The sequence below is a fragment of the Sphingobacterium sp. UBA5639 genome, assembly GCF_002421245.1.
Classification (GTDB): domain Bacteria; phylum Bacteroidota; class Bacteroidia; order Sphingobacteriales; family Sphingobacteriaceae; genus Sphingobacterium; species Sphingobacterium multivorum.
Genome location: NZ_DIJR01000031.1, coordinates 154,017 through 170,643 on the forward strand (window position 1 = coordinate 154,017; position 16,627 = coordinate 170,643).

Annotated in this window: 13 protein-coding genes; 7 read left to right on the plus strand and 6 right to left on the minus strand. The window is 41.7% G+C overall.

Features of this window, described 5'->3' with window-relative positions; all coding sequences use genetic code 11:
• Window positions 1–33 precede the first annotated feature (33 nt).
• Window positions 34–1,410, minus strand: a complete 1,377-nt coding sequence (locus B4Z90_RS20230; protein WP_070564888.1) for an MATE family efflux transporter — start codon at window positions 1,408–1,410, stop codon at window positions 34–36.
• 241 nt (window positions 1,411–1,651) lie between these two features.
• Between B4Z90_RS20230 and B4Z90_RS20235 the strand changes: the two genes are divergently transcribed.
• The 7 genes from B4Z90_RS20235 (at window position 1,652) to B4Z90_RS20265 (ending at window position 8,435) form a co-directional block, all read left to right on the plus strand.
• Window positions 1,652–2,173, plus strand: a complete 522-nt coding sequence (locus tag B4Z90_RS20235) for a Sec-independent protein translocase subunit TatA/TatB (RefSeq protein WP_070564886.1) — start codon at window positions 1,652–1,654, stop codon at window positions 2,171–2,173.
• A gap of 85 nt (window positions 2,174–2,258) precedes the next feature.
• Window positions 2,259–4,496: a Tex family protein gene (locus B4Z90_RS20240; protein WP_286803156.1), complete on the plus strand. Its 2,238-nt coding sequence runs from the start codon at window positions 2,259–2,261 to the stop codon at window positions 4,494–4,496.
• Window positions 4,497–4,680: 184 nt separating this feature from the next.
• Window positions 4,681–5,391, plus strand: coding sequence for a hypothetical protein (locus B4Z90_RS20245; protein WP_286803158.1), 711 nt, complete (start codon window positions 4,681–4,683; stop codon window positions 5,389–5,391).
• Window positions 5,392–5,397: 6 nt separating this feature from the next.
• A complete protein-coding gene (locus B4Z90_RS20250) occupies window positions 5,398–5,676 on the plus strand; it encodes a hypothetical protein (protein WP_286803160.1) in 279 nt (92 codons plus the stop codon).
• Between the two features lie 491 nt (window positions 5,677–6,167).
• A complete protein-coding gene (locus B4Z90_RS20255; RefSeq protein ID WP_070564875.1) occupies window positions 6,168–6,512 on the plus strand; it encodes a PadR family transcriptional regulator in 345 nt (114 codons plus the stop codon).
• A gap of 49 nt (window positions 6,513–6,561) precedes the next feature.
• A complete protein-coding gene (locus B4Z90_RS20260) occupies window positions 6,562–7,119 on the plus strand; it encodes a hypothetical protein (protein WP_147282057.1) in 558 nt (185 codons plus the stop codon).
• Entirely contained in the window at window positions 7,116–8,435 is a 1,320-nt protein-coding gene (locus B4Z90_RS20265) for a serine hydrolase domain-containing protein (protein ID WP_286803162.1), read from the plus strand. The genes B4Z90_RS20260 and B4Z90_RS20265 overlap by 4 nt, the downstream gene beginning before the upstream one ends.
• Window positions 8,436–8,620: 185 nt before the next feature.
• Here B4Z90_RS20265 and B4Z90_RS20270 read toward each other — a convergent pair whose 3' ends face one another.
• The 5 genes from B4Z90_RS20270 to B4Z90_RS20290 form a co-directional block, all read right to left on the minus strand.
• A complete protein-coding gene (locus tag B4Z90_RS20270; protein WP_070564865.1) occupies window positions 8,621–9,889 on the minus strand; it encodes a family 16 glycosylhydrolase in 1,269 nt (422 codons plus the stop codon).
• Window positions 9,890–10,062: 173 nt separating this feature from the next.
• A complete protein-coding gene (locus B4Z90_RS20275) occupies window positions 10,063–11,220 on the minus strand; it encodes a sialidase family protein (protein WP_286803164.1) in 1,158 nt (385 codons plus the stop codon).
• A 67-nt stretch (window positions 11,221–11,287) separates the two neighbouring features.
• Window positions 11,288–13,276 carry a family 20 glycosylhydrolase gene (locus B4Z90_RS20280; RefSeq protein WP_286803166.1) on the minus strand — a complete coding sequence of 663 codons (1,989 nt, stop codon included), beginning with the start codon at window positions 13,274–13,276 and terminating at the stop codon, window positions 11,288–11,290.
• Between the two features lie 6 nt (window positions 13,277–13,282).
• On the minus strand, window positions 13,283–14,500 hold the full coding sequence (locus B4Z90_RS20285) for an AGE family epimerase/isomerase (RefSeq protein ID WP_112373674.1): 1,218 nt from the start codon (window positions 14,498–14,500) through the stop codon (window positions 13,283–13,285).
• A 32-nt stretch (window positions 14,501–14,532) separates the two neighbouring features.
• Window positions 14,533–16,617, minus strand: coding sequence for a GDSL-type esterase/lipase family protein (locus B4Z90_RS20290; protein ID WP_236560119.1), 2,085 nt, complete (start codon window positions 16,615–16,617; stop codon window positions 14,533–14,535).
• Between the last annotated feature and the right edge of the window lie 10 nt (window positions 16,618–16,627).

Sequence of the window (16,627 nt, forward strand, 5' to 3'; positions counted from 1 at the left end):
AGCCGTTTTTTGTTATTTAGTATATACTTTTTGTTACTTAAACATACTTTGTTCGAACTGTATTTTTTTCTTCTTAATCACCAATTGAAACCGCAGGTACAGTAAAAGCGAAGAGCTTAGCAGGCCCAGCGTTAACCCGTACCAAATCCCCTTGATACCCCAGTTAAACACGACGCCCATGAGGTAGCCGCTTGGTAGCCCAATAATCCAATAAGCGATAAATGTGATTAGGGTTGGTATATTCACATCCCCCATCCCACGTAACACTCCCAGACCGACAACTTGCGTACCATCAAACAATTGGAAAAGGCCCGCAATAATCAACAGCTGAGAAGCAATAATCACCACAGCATGATCTGAGGTAAAGATATAAGGCAAATAATCATTCAATAGCGCGAACAAAGACGCTGTAATCACCATAAAAATCAACACCAATTGATACGACGTGATGGCAAATCGTTCGAGACGAAAAAGATTTCGATTACCATAACTATTCCCCACCTTGATTGTTGCAGCAGCAGCAATACCACTCGCCATCATATACGTCATCGCGGCCAGCTGTATGGCTACTTGATGAGAAGCTTGCGCTGTCGCACTTATGGTACCCGCTAATAAGGATGCCCCTGCAAAAGCCCCAATTTCAAAGACATATTGCATAGCCACGGGTGCCCCGATCCGTACGATCTTCAACAATCGCTCCCGATCGACCAATGTCACTTTAAAGTATTGAATATATCCTTTAAATTTCTGCGATCGCAAGACATAGGTCATCATCACAGACATCATTAACACACGGTCGATCAATGTACTGTATCCGACTCCCTTGACCCCCATTGGGCTGATGCCAAACATCCCTTTGACAAAGATGATCGCCAAAATAATGTTCAGTACATTCCCCCAAATAGTTACATTCATCGCTTGCTTAGTAAACCCCAGGCCTTCAGCAAATTGCTTAAAGGTGCTAAATACCATTAATGGAAGCATCGATAAACTCAGAATAAGCAAATAAGGCTTTGCCTCCTTCACCACAGCCGGATCTTGGTTGAGGTGATCGATCGCCAACATTGAACCAAAATAGACCAATGCGAATAACAAGAGTCCCGCAATAATATTTAACCAAAAGCTATTAGACAACAAAATAGCACATTCTTTTTTATTATCACGGCCATTCTCTTGCGCAATCAATGGCGTGATGCCATACGCTATCCCCAAACCAATGACCATAACAACCATAAAAACAGCATGTACCAACGAAACTGCCGCCAATGGAATGGTTCCTGCAAAATGTCCAACAATCACACTATCTGCGGTATGCACCAGCGTATGTCCCAATTGTGAGATCACCACTGGCCCCGCCAATACCATCGTACTTTTGTAATACGGTTTAAATGTTTTAAATTTTCCCAACATAATCGATTTCCCCAAAAAATAGCCACAAAAATACGAAGATATTTCCGCCCTATCGTCGTATTAAAAAATATTTAGCAAAAATATAACAATTTACACCCATCAAATAACCGCACTTTGTTAAGTAATTTTTATGTTTCAAATACCTTAAAATTATCTTAAATTTACTTTTGGGTCTAAGAACTATAGAAATATAAATGTACCTTAGCATCTAGTTAGTAATCAAAAGAAGAGGAAAAAGAGTATGTACAATCCAGTAATAGCATTTCTAAACATCGGAACACAAGAGATGATCTTAATTGTGTTTGCAATCTTGTTACTTTTTGGAGGCAAAAAACTTCCTGAATTGGCGAGAGGTTTAGGAAGAGGAATACGTGAGTTCAAAGATGCATCAGAAGGTATCAAACGTGAAATTTCAGATCAGATCAATAATTTCGAGAAAGACATAGACGTTAAAACAGAAGTAAAAGAAGAAGTTGTTCCTAATGATGTTCGTTTGGCTGAAGAGCAGGCTCAAGCAGCACACGAAGAAGGGGCTAAGCCCCAGGAAGCCGTCGAAGGTTCAGAAACAGATCAACCAAAGAAAAAATATGAATTCACAACACCTGCCGGTGTCGTCGAACATAACCCACATAAACAACCCGATTACGGCGAAGAGCCATCTCACATCACGTACGGGTATAACGATCATTTTGCTGAAACGAAAAACAACGAGGTAGAAGATAAAAAAGTTCCTGAGCAGGACAATACCAGTAAACCTGCTTAATTTTACTACTTTAGTTTATAATTAGATATACTTAGAGCTGTTGAATCACCATTCAACAGCTCTACTTTTTAAGATTAAACCGACAATGAGCTTATCAACACACGAAATTACCATTGCTAATGAGCTTTCTATTAGCGAAAAACAAGTTCGCACGACTATAGCACTATTAGACGAAGGTGCTACTGTTCCGTTTATCTCACGCTACCGTAAGGAAATGACGGGTAGTTTGGACGAAGTTCAAATCACCACGATCAGAGATCGTTTCCAGCAGCTGCGTGATTTAGATAAACGTAAAGAAGCTGTTCTTAAATCGATCAACGATCAGGGAAAATTGACACCGGAGCTTGAGCAGCAGCTTTTGGGTGCCGAAACCATGGCCAGTCTCGAAGATATCTATTTGCCTTACAAACCCAAGCGTAAAACTCGCGCCGGTGTGGCACGTGAAAAAGGTCTGCAACCTTTAGTGGATCTCATTTTAGCACAAGAAATAGGAGATTTCCTCCCCCTTGCCGACAGTTTAATAAATGAAGAAAAAGGCGTTAAGAATACAGAGGAGGCACTAGCAGGTGCCCGCGATATCATCGCAGAGATCATTGCGGAAGATGCGACAGTGAGAGCCAAAGCGAGAGCGATATTCCTCGAAAAAAGCACATTTGTTTCACGGGTAGTTCCTGGAAAGGAAGAAGCTGCACTAAAGTATAAAGATTATTACGAATGGTCTGAACCGTTGAAAAATGCACCTTCACATCGTGTGCTGGCCATGCGCCGCGGAGAAAAAGAGGAATTACTCTATTTAGATATCGATATCAATGAAGAAGAAATTCTACCAGGTATCGAATCCATCTATATTAAGGGTTCCAACGATGCCGCAGCTCAGGTAAAACTCGCCTTGGTCGATAGCTACAAGCGGCTGTTAAAACCTTCTATGGAGACGGAAATTCGTGTATTGACACGTCAAAAAGCCGATGAGGAAGCCATCAAAGTTTTTGCCGACAATGTGCGTCAACTACTTCTAGCCGCTCCACTAGGGCAGAAAAGGCTGCTCGCGATCGACCCAGGATTTCGTACAGGCTGTAAAACGGTTGTTCTGGACGAACAGGGACAGCTTAAAGAAAATACGGCCATCTTTCCGCATACAGGAGTCAATGGACTTGCAGAAGCAAAAAAAACAATTCAGTATCTAGTATCAAAATATGATATCCAAGCCATCGCAATCGGCAATGGGACCGCAGGTCGTGAAACGGAAGAATTTGTACGGAGACTCGGATTAAATAACGTTACCATCGTAATGGTCAATGAAAGTGGAGCCTCTATTTATTCGGCTTCCGAAACTGCCCGTGAAGAATTTCCAGATCAAGATGTTACGGTACGCGGCGCAGTATCTATTGGTAGACGGTTGATGGACCCATTGGCTGAACTGGTTAAGATCGATCCAAAATCGATCGGTGTCGGACAATATCAGCATGATGTAGATCAAAATAAACTCCAGACTTCATTGGATGATACGGTCATCAGTTGCGTAAATGCTGTCGGTGTCGAATTGAATACGGCCTCCAAACAAATTTTATCCTACGTTTCCGGTCTTGGTCCATCCCTGGCACAACAGATCATCAAATACCGGAATGAGAACGGTCCTTTTGCCTCCAGGCGCGAACTGAAAAAAGTTCCTCGCCTTGGCGATAAAGTCTTTGAACAAGCTGCAGGCTTTCTACGCATCCGCCATGCCGCAAACCCACTGGATTCGTCGGCGGTACACCCCGAGCGTTATGCATTGGTCGAACAAATGGCCAAAGACCTTGGCAAAAAAGTAGAAGATCTATTGACTGACGCTGACTTGCGAAAATCGATCCCTTTGAAAAACTATATCTCAGAGGAAGTTGGATTACCGACATTGAATGATATTCTCAATGAATTAGCGAAACCCGGATTAGATCCAAGGGAAAAGTTCGAAGCATTCTCATTCACAGATGGCGTCAATACCATTGGGGATTTAAAAGTGGGCATGAAGCTGCCAGGAATCGTGACGAATATTACAAATTTCGGAGCCTTTGTTGATATTGGCGTACATCAAGATGGCTTGGTACATCTAAGCCAATTATCGAATCGCTATATATCGGACCCCCATGAAGTCGTCAAAGTACAGCAACACGTCATGGTAACAGTAACAGAAGTAGACGAAAAGCGTAGTCGTATCGCATTGTCAATGAAAACAGATGAAAAGCCTGCGCTACCCAAAAACAAAAAAAATGAACCTAAAAAGCAGGCCGAGCCACAAACGGATATGGCCAGCAAGCTCGCTGCATTGGCGAGTAAGTTCAAATAGATAGTTGTAACATCCTATCGAAAAGCTGACCGTTCGCCGGACTGCCCCTCATAAAAGTGCTTAACATTTTTTGGCGGCGCTGCGGCGACTGGTCAGCTTTTTTTTGATTCGATTAAATCCAATGTCCGTCATTCGTATCGCTGTTTTATTTTGTATCTTTAGAGGAAACAAGTTTAGACCCGTTATGAAAAATTGTACCTTACTATTCTTCCTATTTTTTGGAATTTATTTTTCTAAAATCCAGGCACAGCAACTTCACGACGGAGCCTATCTATACCAGGATGGCATCAATAAACACTTAATGCTCGTTAAAGATCATTATATCTCGTTTATAAGTTACGATGCTGTCAGAAAACGTTTTCAACATACCTGGGGTGGGCCACTTGATAAACAGCCTAATCTGATCAATATCGCCATCGAGTATAATTCACAGGATTCATCTGCCATCGGCAAAACAACTCAATTGCCGTATCGGAGTGAAGCAGACTCCCTTCGCCTAAAAATAGCCAATAGCTATCATCTCTATATTAAACAGAAAAAAGTCCCGCAGGACCTGGACGCACTTTGGCGCATCACTGGTCGCCAACAAGGAGAAAAAATGCAGGATATTCCGAAAGCAGACCGCAAAACAATCAAAATATTGGTTGATGGCTATTTTCAATGGATAGCGATTAATCCTGCACAAAAAGGTTTCTATGGTACTGGCGGGGGCAACTATCAATACGATAACAATCGGTATACTGAAAAAATACAATTCTTTTCGAGAGACAATAATCGAGTTGGGCAAGAACTGGCCTTTGACGGTGAAATTGTAGATGGCAGATGGCAGCATAGAGGAAAAAGCTCGAAAGGAGACGATATTTATGAAATTTGGAGCAAAGAAATAACTGAATAAAAAAATATGACAATAGAAGAATTTCAATCACTTGAAAGTCCACTTCAGCATTGGACAGCGGTACAAAAGTCACTTTGGTATGATCTGAAAGGAAATTGGAAAACCGCGCACGGCCTCATCGATCAATTGGGGGGAACCGACGCAGCACATGTTCATGCTTATTTACACCGCAAAGAAGGTGATCAATGGAATGCAGAATATTGGTATCGCCGCGCCAAACAAAATATATACAGAGGCAATCTTGATGATGAGTGGAAAGAACTCTTCAAGTGTTACGTTGTGTAATAACAATTACCCTATTTTCGGACAGGGGCTGTTCTCTTTTATATACACATGCGGAAAGTTTGCCCAATAAAATAGGCGAAATTTTACCAAAAATTAACTCAATCCTTTTTCAAACTACTTAACATCTTTAAAAACATAAAAATATTACCAAATAAGATATAACATCAACCAAATCAAGTGATATTACGTAACAAAAATAACACAAAGAAAAATAGTATAAAACTAACAAGTAGAATGGCACAGATATTGAATATAGTCTACTATACTTGAGAAAGTATACTTTTCATAAATTTAGGTTAATAATTGGTTAGGTTAAACACTTGAAGTTCCCCACTTCAAGTGTTTTTTTTTAGCAAAAACTCAATCGAAGTAACATCAAATCCACTTCCCCATTCTTTTTTTAATTAGGACACTTTCCTTCATTAAAAGGTATATTAAAAATTTAAAACAATACATTGTATTACTATGTATTTTGTTATATATTTACTTCCATGAACAAAGAATTTATTGACAAATGGATTTCACAGCTAAAAAAAGGAAGTCTTTCTTTTGTTGTATTAGGTATTCTTGCCTATGATCAGGAATACTATGGCTACGATCTTATCCAGGAGGTCAAGAAGAAAACGGCCATTGATATTGCTGAAGGAACATTATACCCCTTATTGATCCGTTTAAAAAACGAAGGCCTGGTCGAATCGAACTGGGTGCCTCAGGAAACTGGGATTCCAAGAAAATATTATAAAATAACAAAGGAAGGCCAAAGTACTTTCTTAGAGATGAGAACGTACTGGACAAGCTTAAACCAACATTTAACCACTTTGACGCATGCATTATAACCAGATACCCTTTACAAATAGATCCTCAGCTCAGCTATATCAAGACTACATGTCAACAGCGACTGCTCTTGTAAAAAAATTAGCCTTGGAGCAAAGACAGGATATCTTATGTGAAATCAATAGCCACATATTTGAGGCATTGCAACAGCAGCTTCCCCCACAATTAATCCATGACGCCATGCCTAGTCAGCTCCAAGAAATCTTAGATAAACTCGGGTTACCAGAGACTTTTATCAAGGAAATGATTTTGTCAACGTCCATTGCCCCGTCAATAGAATCTCCTCGTAAATCCCTATCCTTATTACGAGTACCTATCATGCTCACACAAGGGATCATAAACATGATTTATTATATCATCTATACCCTGATGCTCATCGCCGTATTTCTCATCGTGGCCAAGTTTATTGATCCTCAGGGAGTCGGATTCTTCTATGCGCCCAACAAGTTTTTCATATTCGGCAAACTTATTTTACAGCACGAAGAAGCCCTACGTTACGAACAATTGGGCAATTATTTCATTCCGGCCTTTCTATTTATCATCAGTGGACTTTACTATTCCTCCACGTTAATTTTGAAACTCAAAAAATCTATTCCCCATAAATTATGAAAAAAACCACAGTGTTATTGTTCCTCTTAGGAACCCTATCAAGCCCCATTCTCAAAGCCCAGGAATTCACACCTGTTCGCATGGACAGCCTGATGGCCGTTATGGATAAAAATAATGTCTGGATGGGCAGTATTGCGATCAGCAAAGGCGATCAATTACTCTATCAAAAGGCGATTGGATATGCAGACCTGGCGCAGAAAAAGAAAGCCAACATAAATACGCGTTATGGAATAGGTTCAATCTCCAAAACTTTCACAGCAACACTTGTACTAAAAACAGTTGAGCTCGGAAAACTGAAGTTAGACGAACCAATTTCCGCATTCTTTAAAGATATTCCAGACGCTGGAAAAATCACCGTTCGCCAACTGTTAAATCATAGCAGCGGATTACACAATATCACGGATGACAACGATTATTTGACATGGAATACTAAACCACAGACAGAGAAAGAGCTTGTTGAACGTATCGTCAAAGGCGGAGCCGACTTTGCTCCCAGCAGTAAACATGCAAATAGTAATTCAAACTACATCCTACTTACCTATATCTTAGACAAAGTTTGGAAAAAAGACTATGCTTTTTTATTGAAAGAATACATCTGTAAGCCATTAAACTTGCAAGAGACAACCTTTGGCCGTCCACAAAATAACAGCAGAGATGTTAGCGAATCCTATCGATTCACCCAAGAATGGACCCTTGAACCACACACGGACAATTCTGTTCCGCTTGGAGCCGGAGCAGTTTGGTCAACTCCGGCAGATCTGGGCAAATTTTTCAATGGTTTATTTAGCCATAAAATAATCAATGCTGCAAGCCTGGAAGAGATGAAAAAAATAGATCAGGGCTATGGACTGGGCTTATTCCAATTGCCATTCTATGAACATATGGGCTTTGGCCACACAGGTGGTATAGACGGATACTCCTCGGTAGCGGGCCATTTTGATGATGGTAATTATAATATCGCTATCATTAGTAATGCCAACAATTATAATAATAATGGAATTCTAAAGTTCAGCCTTGGCGAGCTTTATAAAAAACCTTTTCCACTTCCTGATCTTGCGGAAATACAATTGACAGAGGAAGAAATTTCAAGTCTCATTGGCGAATATAAAAGCGAGCAACCTCCTATTCAGATAAATATTACGAGAGAGGGCAACAAGGTATTTGGACAGGTCGTTGGTCAATCTTCATTTCAGCTAAAAGCGAAGGATAGAAACACGCTGGTCCAACCGCAATTTGGTGTAAAGATCGTTTTTGAACGTAACGAAAACAAAATGACACTCTATCAAAATGGACATACACTCGTTTTAAGGAAATAAGGAGATACTGCCGTTAACTACCGCAACGATTCATGGCCCTTATTCGGCACTATCTGAAATTTTTAATTAGGTAGTTATGAAGTTATATCGACATCCTCCATGCGGACCGATGCCCTCGTCATCACGCAATATCGCTAAAAGAGCTGTGGCTGAACTAAAACCACTGCTCTTTCAACTAACGTGTCTTACAGTTTTTCTAAATAGAAATCATCACCATACACAGTACCGCTCAAGGGTTTATAGAAGTAGACCGTAGCCGTAGTATTATTGGCGCCAGTTGTAAAAGTAACCGAAGCATTGGAATAGCTGGTCGTACCAATAGTCGCATTGACTGCAGTTCCACCAAAGTTTTTGACGCCGATACTAACAGACTGGCCAGCTGTAGACACTTTGGCGTAGCCACCGAACCGATAGGTCGTATTTGGCGTTAAACCGGTCAGGTATTGTTCAATGGATGTCTCCCCGCCCGTTTCGCGGATGCATCTGCTTCCTGTCCGGGCGTCGGTGGAAACGACCGATGATCCGCCACCCCATGTTGTCCATGGATAGATGGTACCACTTTCGAAATCGCCATTGCTAAATAAAGGTAGCTTATACACACGTACATAATCAACCTGCATACTAAAGGGCAGGTCAGCATTTGTGATCGCTCCTGGCCATCCAGCTCCACCGGCCTGATTTAAAATCAGATAAAAAGGTACGTCAAATGGCCATTGTTGCGTTCCGCCACCAGAAACCCTTGCGTAGGTATATTGCAATACATTGTTGACGTAAAATCGAATGTCGTTTGGACTCCAGATCATCGTATATAAGTTGTAATCTGTCGTATTATAAGTGGCCGCTTTTGAAGCGGTGCTTCCACCATTTGCATTAGTAACCGAGCTATTATGGATCGTATGATACATCACACTTTCGTTGTTGACATGCTCCATAATATCAATTTCACCACAGGCTGGCCAGCCTCCATACGCCGTAGCCGGTTCGGGCATCATCCAAATCGCGGGCCAGGAGCCTCTTCCTTGTGTAAATTTAGCCCTCACTTCAACTTTACCATAAGTCATACTAAATTTTCCCATCGACTTAACTCCACCCGCATGATAGGCAACAGGATCTCCGGCTACAACAGCATTATCCATACGCAATACAAGATTGCTCCCGTCTTGGGATGCATAAGCCGGCAAGGAGGTCATATACTTATTCCATGCGACAGTGCCCCTGTCTGCATAAGACCATTTTGTGGAATCAAATCCCCCGTTACTATTAAACTCATCCGACCAGATCAGTTCGTAATCTGTTGTCGCTACGGCAGTAGCATTGAATAGCTTAGTCGAGGCCTTCGCCTTACTGACTTCCGGAATCGAAGTTTTTGTTGTTGTCGAGTCTTTTTTGCAGGCAAAAATAGACAGGCTAGTTGCGATTAGGCTCAACACCAGCCAAAATTTGGTTTTTCTCATTTAGTTTTGGATTATTGGTTTTAATTAAGTTTATAGCGTTATTTGACAGCCTGTGGAGCAAGCTGCATTAGAAACGAAGATTCATTTTTTTCTTTCATTTCTTCCTTCCTGTTTTAACCAAAAGGAAGAAATGAAAGAAAATGTGTATTATTTCGATAACACGATGTGCCTGATTATTTAAAATTTACTGGCTGAAAGACAATTTTGCTGTAATTCTCTTTTTCAAATAGAACACCGAGTTTATTTTTATTTAAAAGTACTAAATCGGAATAAGCAGCATAATCCCCTTTCACACCTTCGGGAGCTTTGGCAACGACCTGATTGAAATACCATGTTTTGCCCTGATCTTTACTTAAACGAACGGTTAGATTGTCCCTTCTGTGGGTTGATGCAGCATTACAAACAGCCAATACATATTTCCCTTTCTTTTGCCAGGAAAGTACCGAGCCCTGGTTGACTGGATCGGCCAGATTTTTATCATAATAGGTTGTATCCCAACTGACACCACCATCACTGGAATAGGACACAATCCTCGATTTTACGTTACCTTGTTGATTACGGGAATTCATATACAGTCCTGTATGCGATATTTGCGCGGCCATGGTTTCATTTGATCCTTCAAATTTCACGCTCGCCCCTATCTTGAAGGTCTTTCCATGATCGTCCGAGTAATACGAATGCGCAAAATAATCCTTGCCATTTTCTTTCGGATTTCCTTCAGAATGGTTAGCAGGAATATAAATGCGTCCTTTATACTTACCAGAATCAAATTGTAAAGCATGCCCAGGTGTATTCGCATAGGTTCGCCAATCGTCCTTAAAGGTATATTGCACATTCACTGACGGTTGATTGGGGCGATGTGTCTCGAGCGTAATATTCTGTGGCTTGGACCATATTTTACCGCCATCGGATGAACTAATTGACCAACATTCCCGCAGGCCATTCCCTTTGCGCACTTCTCCCTCATGATTATTCCCCGTATTGTAAAAAAGTAAGAGACGTCCTTGAGGATATGCTGGATCCAATAGATCAACTACAGGTGCCGGATTTCCGACCTGTAAATTATCGTTGTCCACAGCGACTTGCAATGGCCCCCAGGTCTTTCCATTATCCTTACTGGTTTTATAAACAATATCCACATTACCAAAATCGCCGGCATGATCCACCCGACCTTCGGCAAAAGCAATTAACTGCCCATTTTTATCCTTTACAATGGCAGGTATGCGATAGCTTTTATAGCCCTCTTCGCCTGAAACAAACACATTCACTTCCTGTGCATGGCAGATACTGGCTAACATTGCAAATACCACCATTGTTCCTAATTTCTTCATATCGATATAAGTTTATTGTTACTTTTCTTTAAAATTTCATCTGCATTCATGCATTGTGATATACGATTTACTGCTCCCTTTCAATCGGGAGGCAGGTAAACATCCATTTTAGTGGATTTTGCCAGTCTTTCCCTTGTAATTTCCCCACGGGCAGTTTGACTACAATGGTATTCCAGCCCTTGCGCAATTGAATCATCGTAGGACTTCGGTAACTGTATCCCTCATCAATTAAGGGGACTTCCAAGTCTCCCCTTTTACCCGCCTGTTGCCAATCTGGCGGAAGCACTTTATGTCCATTGACCCAAAGTGTGCTCATTCGATCGTCCCAGGTCCCCAAATGTGGTGAATCACTGGCATACGAACGCGAGAGATCATTAAAACCGATCCAAAAACCTTGGTTGCCCCCTTTTTCACTCCACACTTTGCTCAGGGCATACACGGTACTATTTTCAAGTGGACGGTCAATCGCCCCTTTAACAACATCAGCCCACCAATGGCGCAATACAATGGTACCTCCGTAAAACTCGCCGATCTTTTTCAAAGCGTTAAAATCTCCTGCAGCTTCATTTTTTAAGGCCATACCCAGATCGCCTTTATTTTCCACAGGCCCGTATAATATCCATTTTTGCCTACTTTGTTGGTGGTAGGGAAAGATAAGACCATTAAAATACAGTTGTTTATGTGTAAGTAAACGCTTTTCAAATTCGACAAAATCAGCCAATCCTTTCACATCCGTTTTGATATTACTACGCCATGCAAAATCCCCTCCCCCTCGCCAGCTGCGCTCCGCAAATGTCAATAAAGCGGGGTAAACTCCATTTTGACGAAATAGATCGTTTTCATTCTTCACCGCGCGATCGGGCCATGAACATAGCGTAGCACCCATTAACTTTTCATTTTCTGCAGACTGTCCGCCCAACTGCCTATAGAACAAGGTCGTCACCGTTTCTAAAGGATCCATGTGATTGATGTACAAGTGCTTTGAATCAATGACTTCAAAAGGCGAATCATTGGTAATAGCTTTTGGGCCACCCATCCAAAGCTGCCGGATTGTGTTTGGTTGCAAATTGCCGCCGGGTTCCCAACCAATAGTTTTTAGACCCAAATCCTCCGTCCATGTTGTCATCATCGGTAAAAATTCTTGATTATGAATTTTCACCTCATCCCCCCCAATATGCAGATAAGGTAGTCCCGGATAAGTGTTTGCAAATTCCTTAACCAGTTCCTTGAGGATAGCTATGCCGCTATCGCTCTGCATATCAGTTTTAAAATAACGGCGAAATGCTGCTGAATGTCCCGGCATATCAATTTCGGGTACAAGTTGGATATGCCGATCACGACAATACCGAATTAGTTCTTGCATTTCCTCAACGGTATAATACTTTCCCTTCCAACGCTCCATATTCGTCGAGTCGGTCAAACCGGGATATTTTTTGCTGATCAGTCGCCAAGCAATATCCTCAGTGAAATGAAAGTGAAAAATATTCAGTTTATAGCGCGCCATGACATCGATCTGCTCTTTTAGCACATCCATTGACTGAAAATTTCGTCCGACGTCTACCAAGTAACCGCGCCAGCGAAAGGAAGGATAATCGGTAATGGAGCAATAGGGCAACTTGCCATCACTGCCTCTGAGTTGACCCAGAGTTTGTAAGGCATAAAAAACACCGGCACTCGTTCTGGCTTCGATCTGTATTCCCTGTTCATCTACGTCGATCCGATAAGCCTCCAATGATGCCGAAGGTAAAACCAATTCGTGATCACAAACAATGGTGATATTTTTATTCTTGAAGTTGTCGAAAATAACCTGAGTTACATTCCAATCTTTCAACAAGAGGCTTAACATCTGCCTATCAGCATTTTCAACCTCCCCTTTGATATGCACATGGACAAGATCCGGCAAACAATAACGCCCTGTTTTCCAGCTCACAGCATGGGGCATAGGAAGCAAAGGAGGTTTGATTGAATCCGGTAGACAGCATAAAGGACTGATTAAAATAAGAATAACCAGCAGACCGGATAGCAATGTACATGTAATGGACTTTTGGTGCTCCATAATCTTCTACTTAAGGGAATTAAATTCCTTTAAAGTTTGCATACAATACCATTCTTGGCGAGGGAGATGGAAAGGACCTTTAAACAAATTCCCTTTTGCGGTTTGGGCAATCTTCCCATCACGATGGAGGTAACCATACCACTCACCATTGATTTTATCGTGAAAATGATCATAGGCATACTGATTGATCTGCTGATGCCAATTTTTATATTTCTCATTCCCAGTCATCAGGTAAGCGAGTAATGTTGCGATAATCGTTTCATTCTGCGGCCACCAAAATTTCATATCTTGCCAATATTCTTGTACTGGCTTTCCATAGACATCTCGAAAATAGAGTATACCACCATATTCTTTATCCCAGCCCCGTTCCCACATATAATCCAACATACGACAGCCTAGGTCAATCAAATGCGGATCGTTTCCCCGGGATCTAGCTTCATGTAGGATAAACCAAGCTCCTTCGATAGCATGTCCGGGATTGAGTGTACGACCGTCAATATGATCGACAATTTCACCTTCAGGTCCTACTTGTTCCATCACGCAGCGAATATCGTCCTTAACAAAATCACGTTCAATCTGTGCGATACAATCACTGATGACACGATCACAACGCGGATCCCCAATGGTCTCACGAATCTGCTGTGCCGTATTGATCATAATCATCGGCACACCTATTCCCTTCATTGGCCTTGTGGCTTCATACTTTGGTTCGATCAATTTTTCTCCATTTGCATACGCGAGGCAAATTCCCAGCAGATGTCGTGCTTCATCTGCTATCTCCTCATCTCCAGTAGCTTTTGCATAGGCTGCAAAGGCGATTGCTGCGAAAGTCTCCGAAAAGAAATAGCGACGCATACGAATAGGATCGCCTAGGCGGTCAACATGAAAATACATTTTTCCATTAGCGTCAAAACAATGCTCTTTCAAAAATTCATAGCCGATTCGGGCTCCTTCCAGCCATTCCTCTTTTTGTTCAACCGTATTGTAAAGTGTGGCCAGCAACCAGCATGCCCTTCCCTGTATCCATACGGCTTTATCGGTATCTATCAAAGTCCCATCCTGATCGCGCATGAACAAATATCCGCCATATTCATGGTCAATAGACCGTGGAAACCAAAATGGTACAGTGTCTTTTAAAAGCTGATCACGATAGAATACTTCCAAATCCTTCAAGTAATCCCTGTCTATTATTTTTGCGGTATCTTTTATACTTATCTGTTTCATGTGTTTTACTACTTACATCAATTCATTTCTATTTATTGAATCGTCAAAGCGAAAGTGGATACCGGTGTTCCAATTTCATTTTGAAGATTTGCTCTACTGAATGGTTCGAATCCATACAGGATTTTGGTGATTTGGAAATTCGGTTTAACGATCTCGATGGTATTATCTGATAGGATATTTGCGTTTACATTGAAAATCCGTCCTTTATTGTCCATCAGCTGAAACCCTCTTACCGCTGTATTTTCCTGAGTTTTTAATTTTTTACATTGATCAAATATCAATACCAGCTTATCCTCATGAAATGCACAACTGACCGGCTCAGGATGATCGGCATTCAGTTCAACGTTATAAAAGTGTTTCTGCACTAAATTTGCCAAGCGCTGGCCTACTGTAATCTTTTCACGGGGATGTACATCCAAAGAATCACCTACATCGAGCGTTACGGCCATGTATGTACCTTTAATACCCTTCTCCAATAAGCGTTGTGCGTTTCTAAAATCTCCCCATGAAGGCCTGTCTATACTGGAGAGCTGCGCGAAGAAAAAGGGCAGTTCTTGGTGAAAATTCTTCCGCCAGGAAGAAACCAATGTTTTAAAAAGACGTTCGTAAAGTTCTATATTATGCGCATTGCTTTCACCTTGATACCACAGTATTCCTTTCAACCCGGTGTTTAACCATTTGCTGACGCCAGCTTCAAAATTGTAAGCTGGTTGATACGGATGACGTTGATTTTTCACGTTCGAACCAGCGAGATTCTGACCCGCACGTTCCCGACAGAACTCCTGCACAAAATCAGATTTTTGCCAGTTATGAATATAAGAAGCCAGCAAATCATCGTTTTCCAATGATTTACGGTCAATCCACGATTCGGTATTGGATCCACCGACAGACAGATCAATAATGCCAATAGGAATATGTTGCTCATTGGCAATCTGTTCGGCAAATGAATAAGCAACTGCAGAGAACTGTGCTGCTTCATCTTCAGCCGCTTGCCTCCAGCTGCCGTTGAAATAGGCCAAATCGTTTACTTCCCTTAAGGTTACGGTATCCCATGCAACTGCATTGGTCTCCACAAGGTTGCGGCACTTAAAAAGGCGCAGATTGTGTAGTCTACCGGCATTTCTGATCAACGGATCGCTGTTTGCGGCACGGCGAAGTTGAAAAGCCATATTCGATTGTCCCGAAGCGAGATATACATCGCCAAAAAGAATATTTTTCAACACTATTTTCTCTCTGCCGGAACTTACTTCGATGTCATAAGATCCCCCAGCCTCCATTTTGGGCAACTTGATTTCCCAGGAACCATCAGGATTGACCTTAGTCTTATAGCTTTTCTTATTGAAAACAATGTTGATCTCAGCGGCAGCAGTGCCCTTACCAAAGATGCTATTCTCCCAATTACGCTGGAGCACCATATCCGAACCGATGGTTTCGGCCACTTGTAGTTTTTGGCTAAGAGGTACCAGTGCATTAGCCACCTGTCTCGCAATCATTGTTGCTCCTTGCTTATTTGGATGCAAGTAGTCGTCGAAAAGATCTATTCGATACCGAAGCGGGGTGTTGAGATCAATCAGTCCGACTTGATTATTTTGAGCAATCTGAGGAATCAATTCCTGAATCTGGTTGTACCAATCGCGGGTTCCTGAGAGAAAACGCGGATGACCGCTAAAGATAGGCGTCAATCGACAGATGTAAATTTGCATTTTGGGATTAACGGATCGTATGGAATCAATCAAATCCGCGTAATCTGATGCAAAGGAGTATTTATAATTTGGCCAGTTTCTCGGATCGGTATCATTGAGTCCCAAATGTATAATGGCAACATCGGGTTTAAAATCCAAGGCCTTCTTGTATTCCTCTGTTTTAAAATAAGGTCTATGCCCCTTACGTAAAAGAGTGGCTCCTGAATGGCCAAAATTCCGTACTTCAAACCGCTGGCCCAACAATGACTGAAGCTGCCCTGGATAAGAATCCAGCCTAGGATTGCCGAGGCCATAACCAAAGGTTACGGAGTTACCAATACAAGCTACCTTTGTCCGGGGCTGTCCCAAGGAAATTAAGATGGAAAGGATCAAACAAAAAAGTAGGCCTCCTTTTTTTGAAATACTGATAAGCATTATGTGGATG

What these genes read in the sequence shown, in the direction of transcription:
- B4Z90_RS20230 (WP_070564888.1), bottom strand. Translation starts at nt 1,410, where the DNA reads ATGTTGGGAAAATTTAAAACATTTAAACCGTATTACAAAAGTACGATG.
- B4Z90_RS20235 (WP_070564886.1), top strand. Translation starts at nt 1,652, where the DNA reads ATGTACAATCCAGTAATAGCATTTCTAAACATCGGAACACAAGAGATG.
- B4Z90_RS20240 (WP_286803156.1), top strand. Translation starts at nt 2,259, where the DNA reads ATGAGCTTATCAACACACGAAATTACCATTGCTAATGAGCTTTCTATT.
- B4Z90_RS20245 (WP_286803158.1), top strand. Translation starts at nt 4,681, where the DNA reads ATGAAAAATTGTACCTTACTATTCTTCCTATTTTTTGGAATTTATTTT.
- B4Z90_RS20250 (WP_286803160.1), top strand. Translation starts at nt 5,398, where the DNA reads ATGACAATAGAAGAATTTCAATCACTTGAAAGTCCACTTCAGCATTGG.
- B4Z90_RS20255 (WP_070564875.1), top strand. Translation starts at nt 6,168, where the DNA reads ATGAACAAAGAATTTATTGACAAATGGATTTCACAGCTAAAAAAAGGA.
- B4Z90_RS20260 (WP_147282057.1), top strand. Translation starts at nt 6,562, where the DNA reads ATGTCAACAGCGACTGCTCTTGTAAAAAAATTAGCCTTGGAGCAAAGA.
- B4Z90_RS20265 (WP_286803162.1), top strand. Translation starts at nt 7,116, where the DNA reads ATGAAAAAAACCACAGTGTTATTGTTCCTCTTAGGAACCCTATCAAGC.
- B4Z90_RS20270 (WP_070564865.1), bottom strand. Translation starts at nt 9,889, where the DNA reads ATGAGAAAAACCAAATTTTGGCTGGTGTTGAGCCTAATCGCAACTAGC.
- B4Z90_RS20275 (WP_286803164.1), bottom strand. Translation starts at nt 11,220, where the DNA reads ATGAAGAAATTAGGAACAATGGTGGTATTTGCAATGTTAGCCAGTATC.
- B4Z90_RS20280 (WP_286803166.1), bottom strand. Translation starts at nt 13,276, where the DNA reads ATGGAGCACCAAAAGTCCATTACATGTACATTGCTATCCGGTCTGCTG.
- B4Z90_RS20285 (WP_112373674.1), bottom strand. Translation starts at nt 14,500, where the DNA reads ATGAAACAGATAAGTATAAAAGATACCGCAAAAATAATAGACAGGGAT.
- B4Z90_RS20290 (WP_236560119.1), bottom strand. Translation starts at nt 16,617, where the DNA reads ATGCTTATCAGTATTTCAAAAAAAGGAGGCCTACTTTTTTGTTTGATC.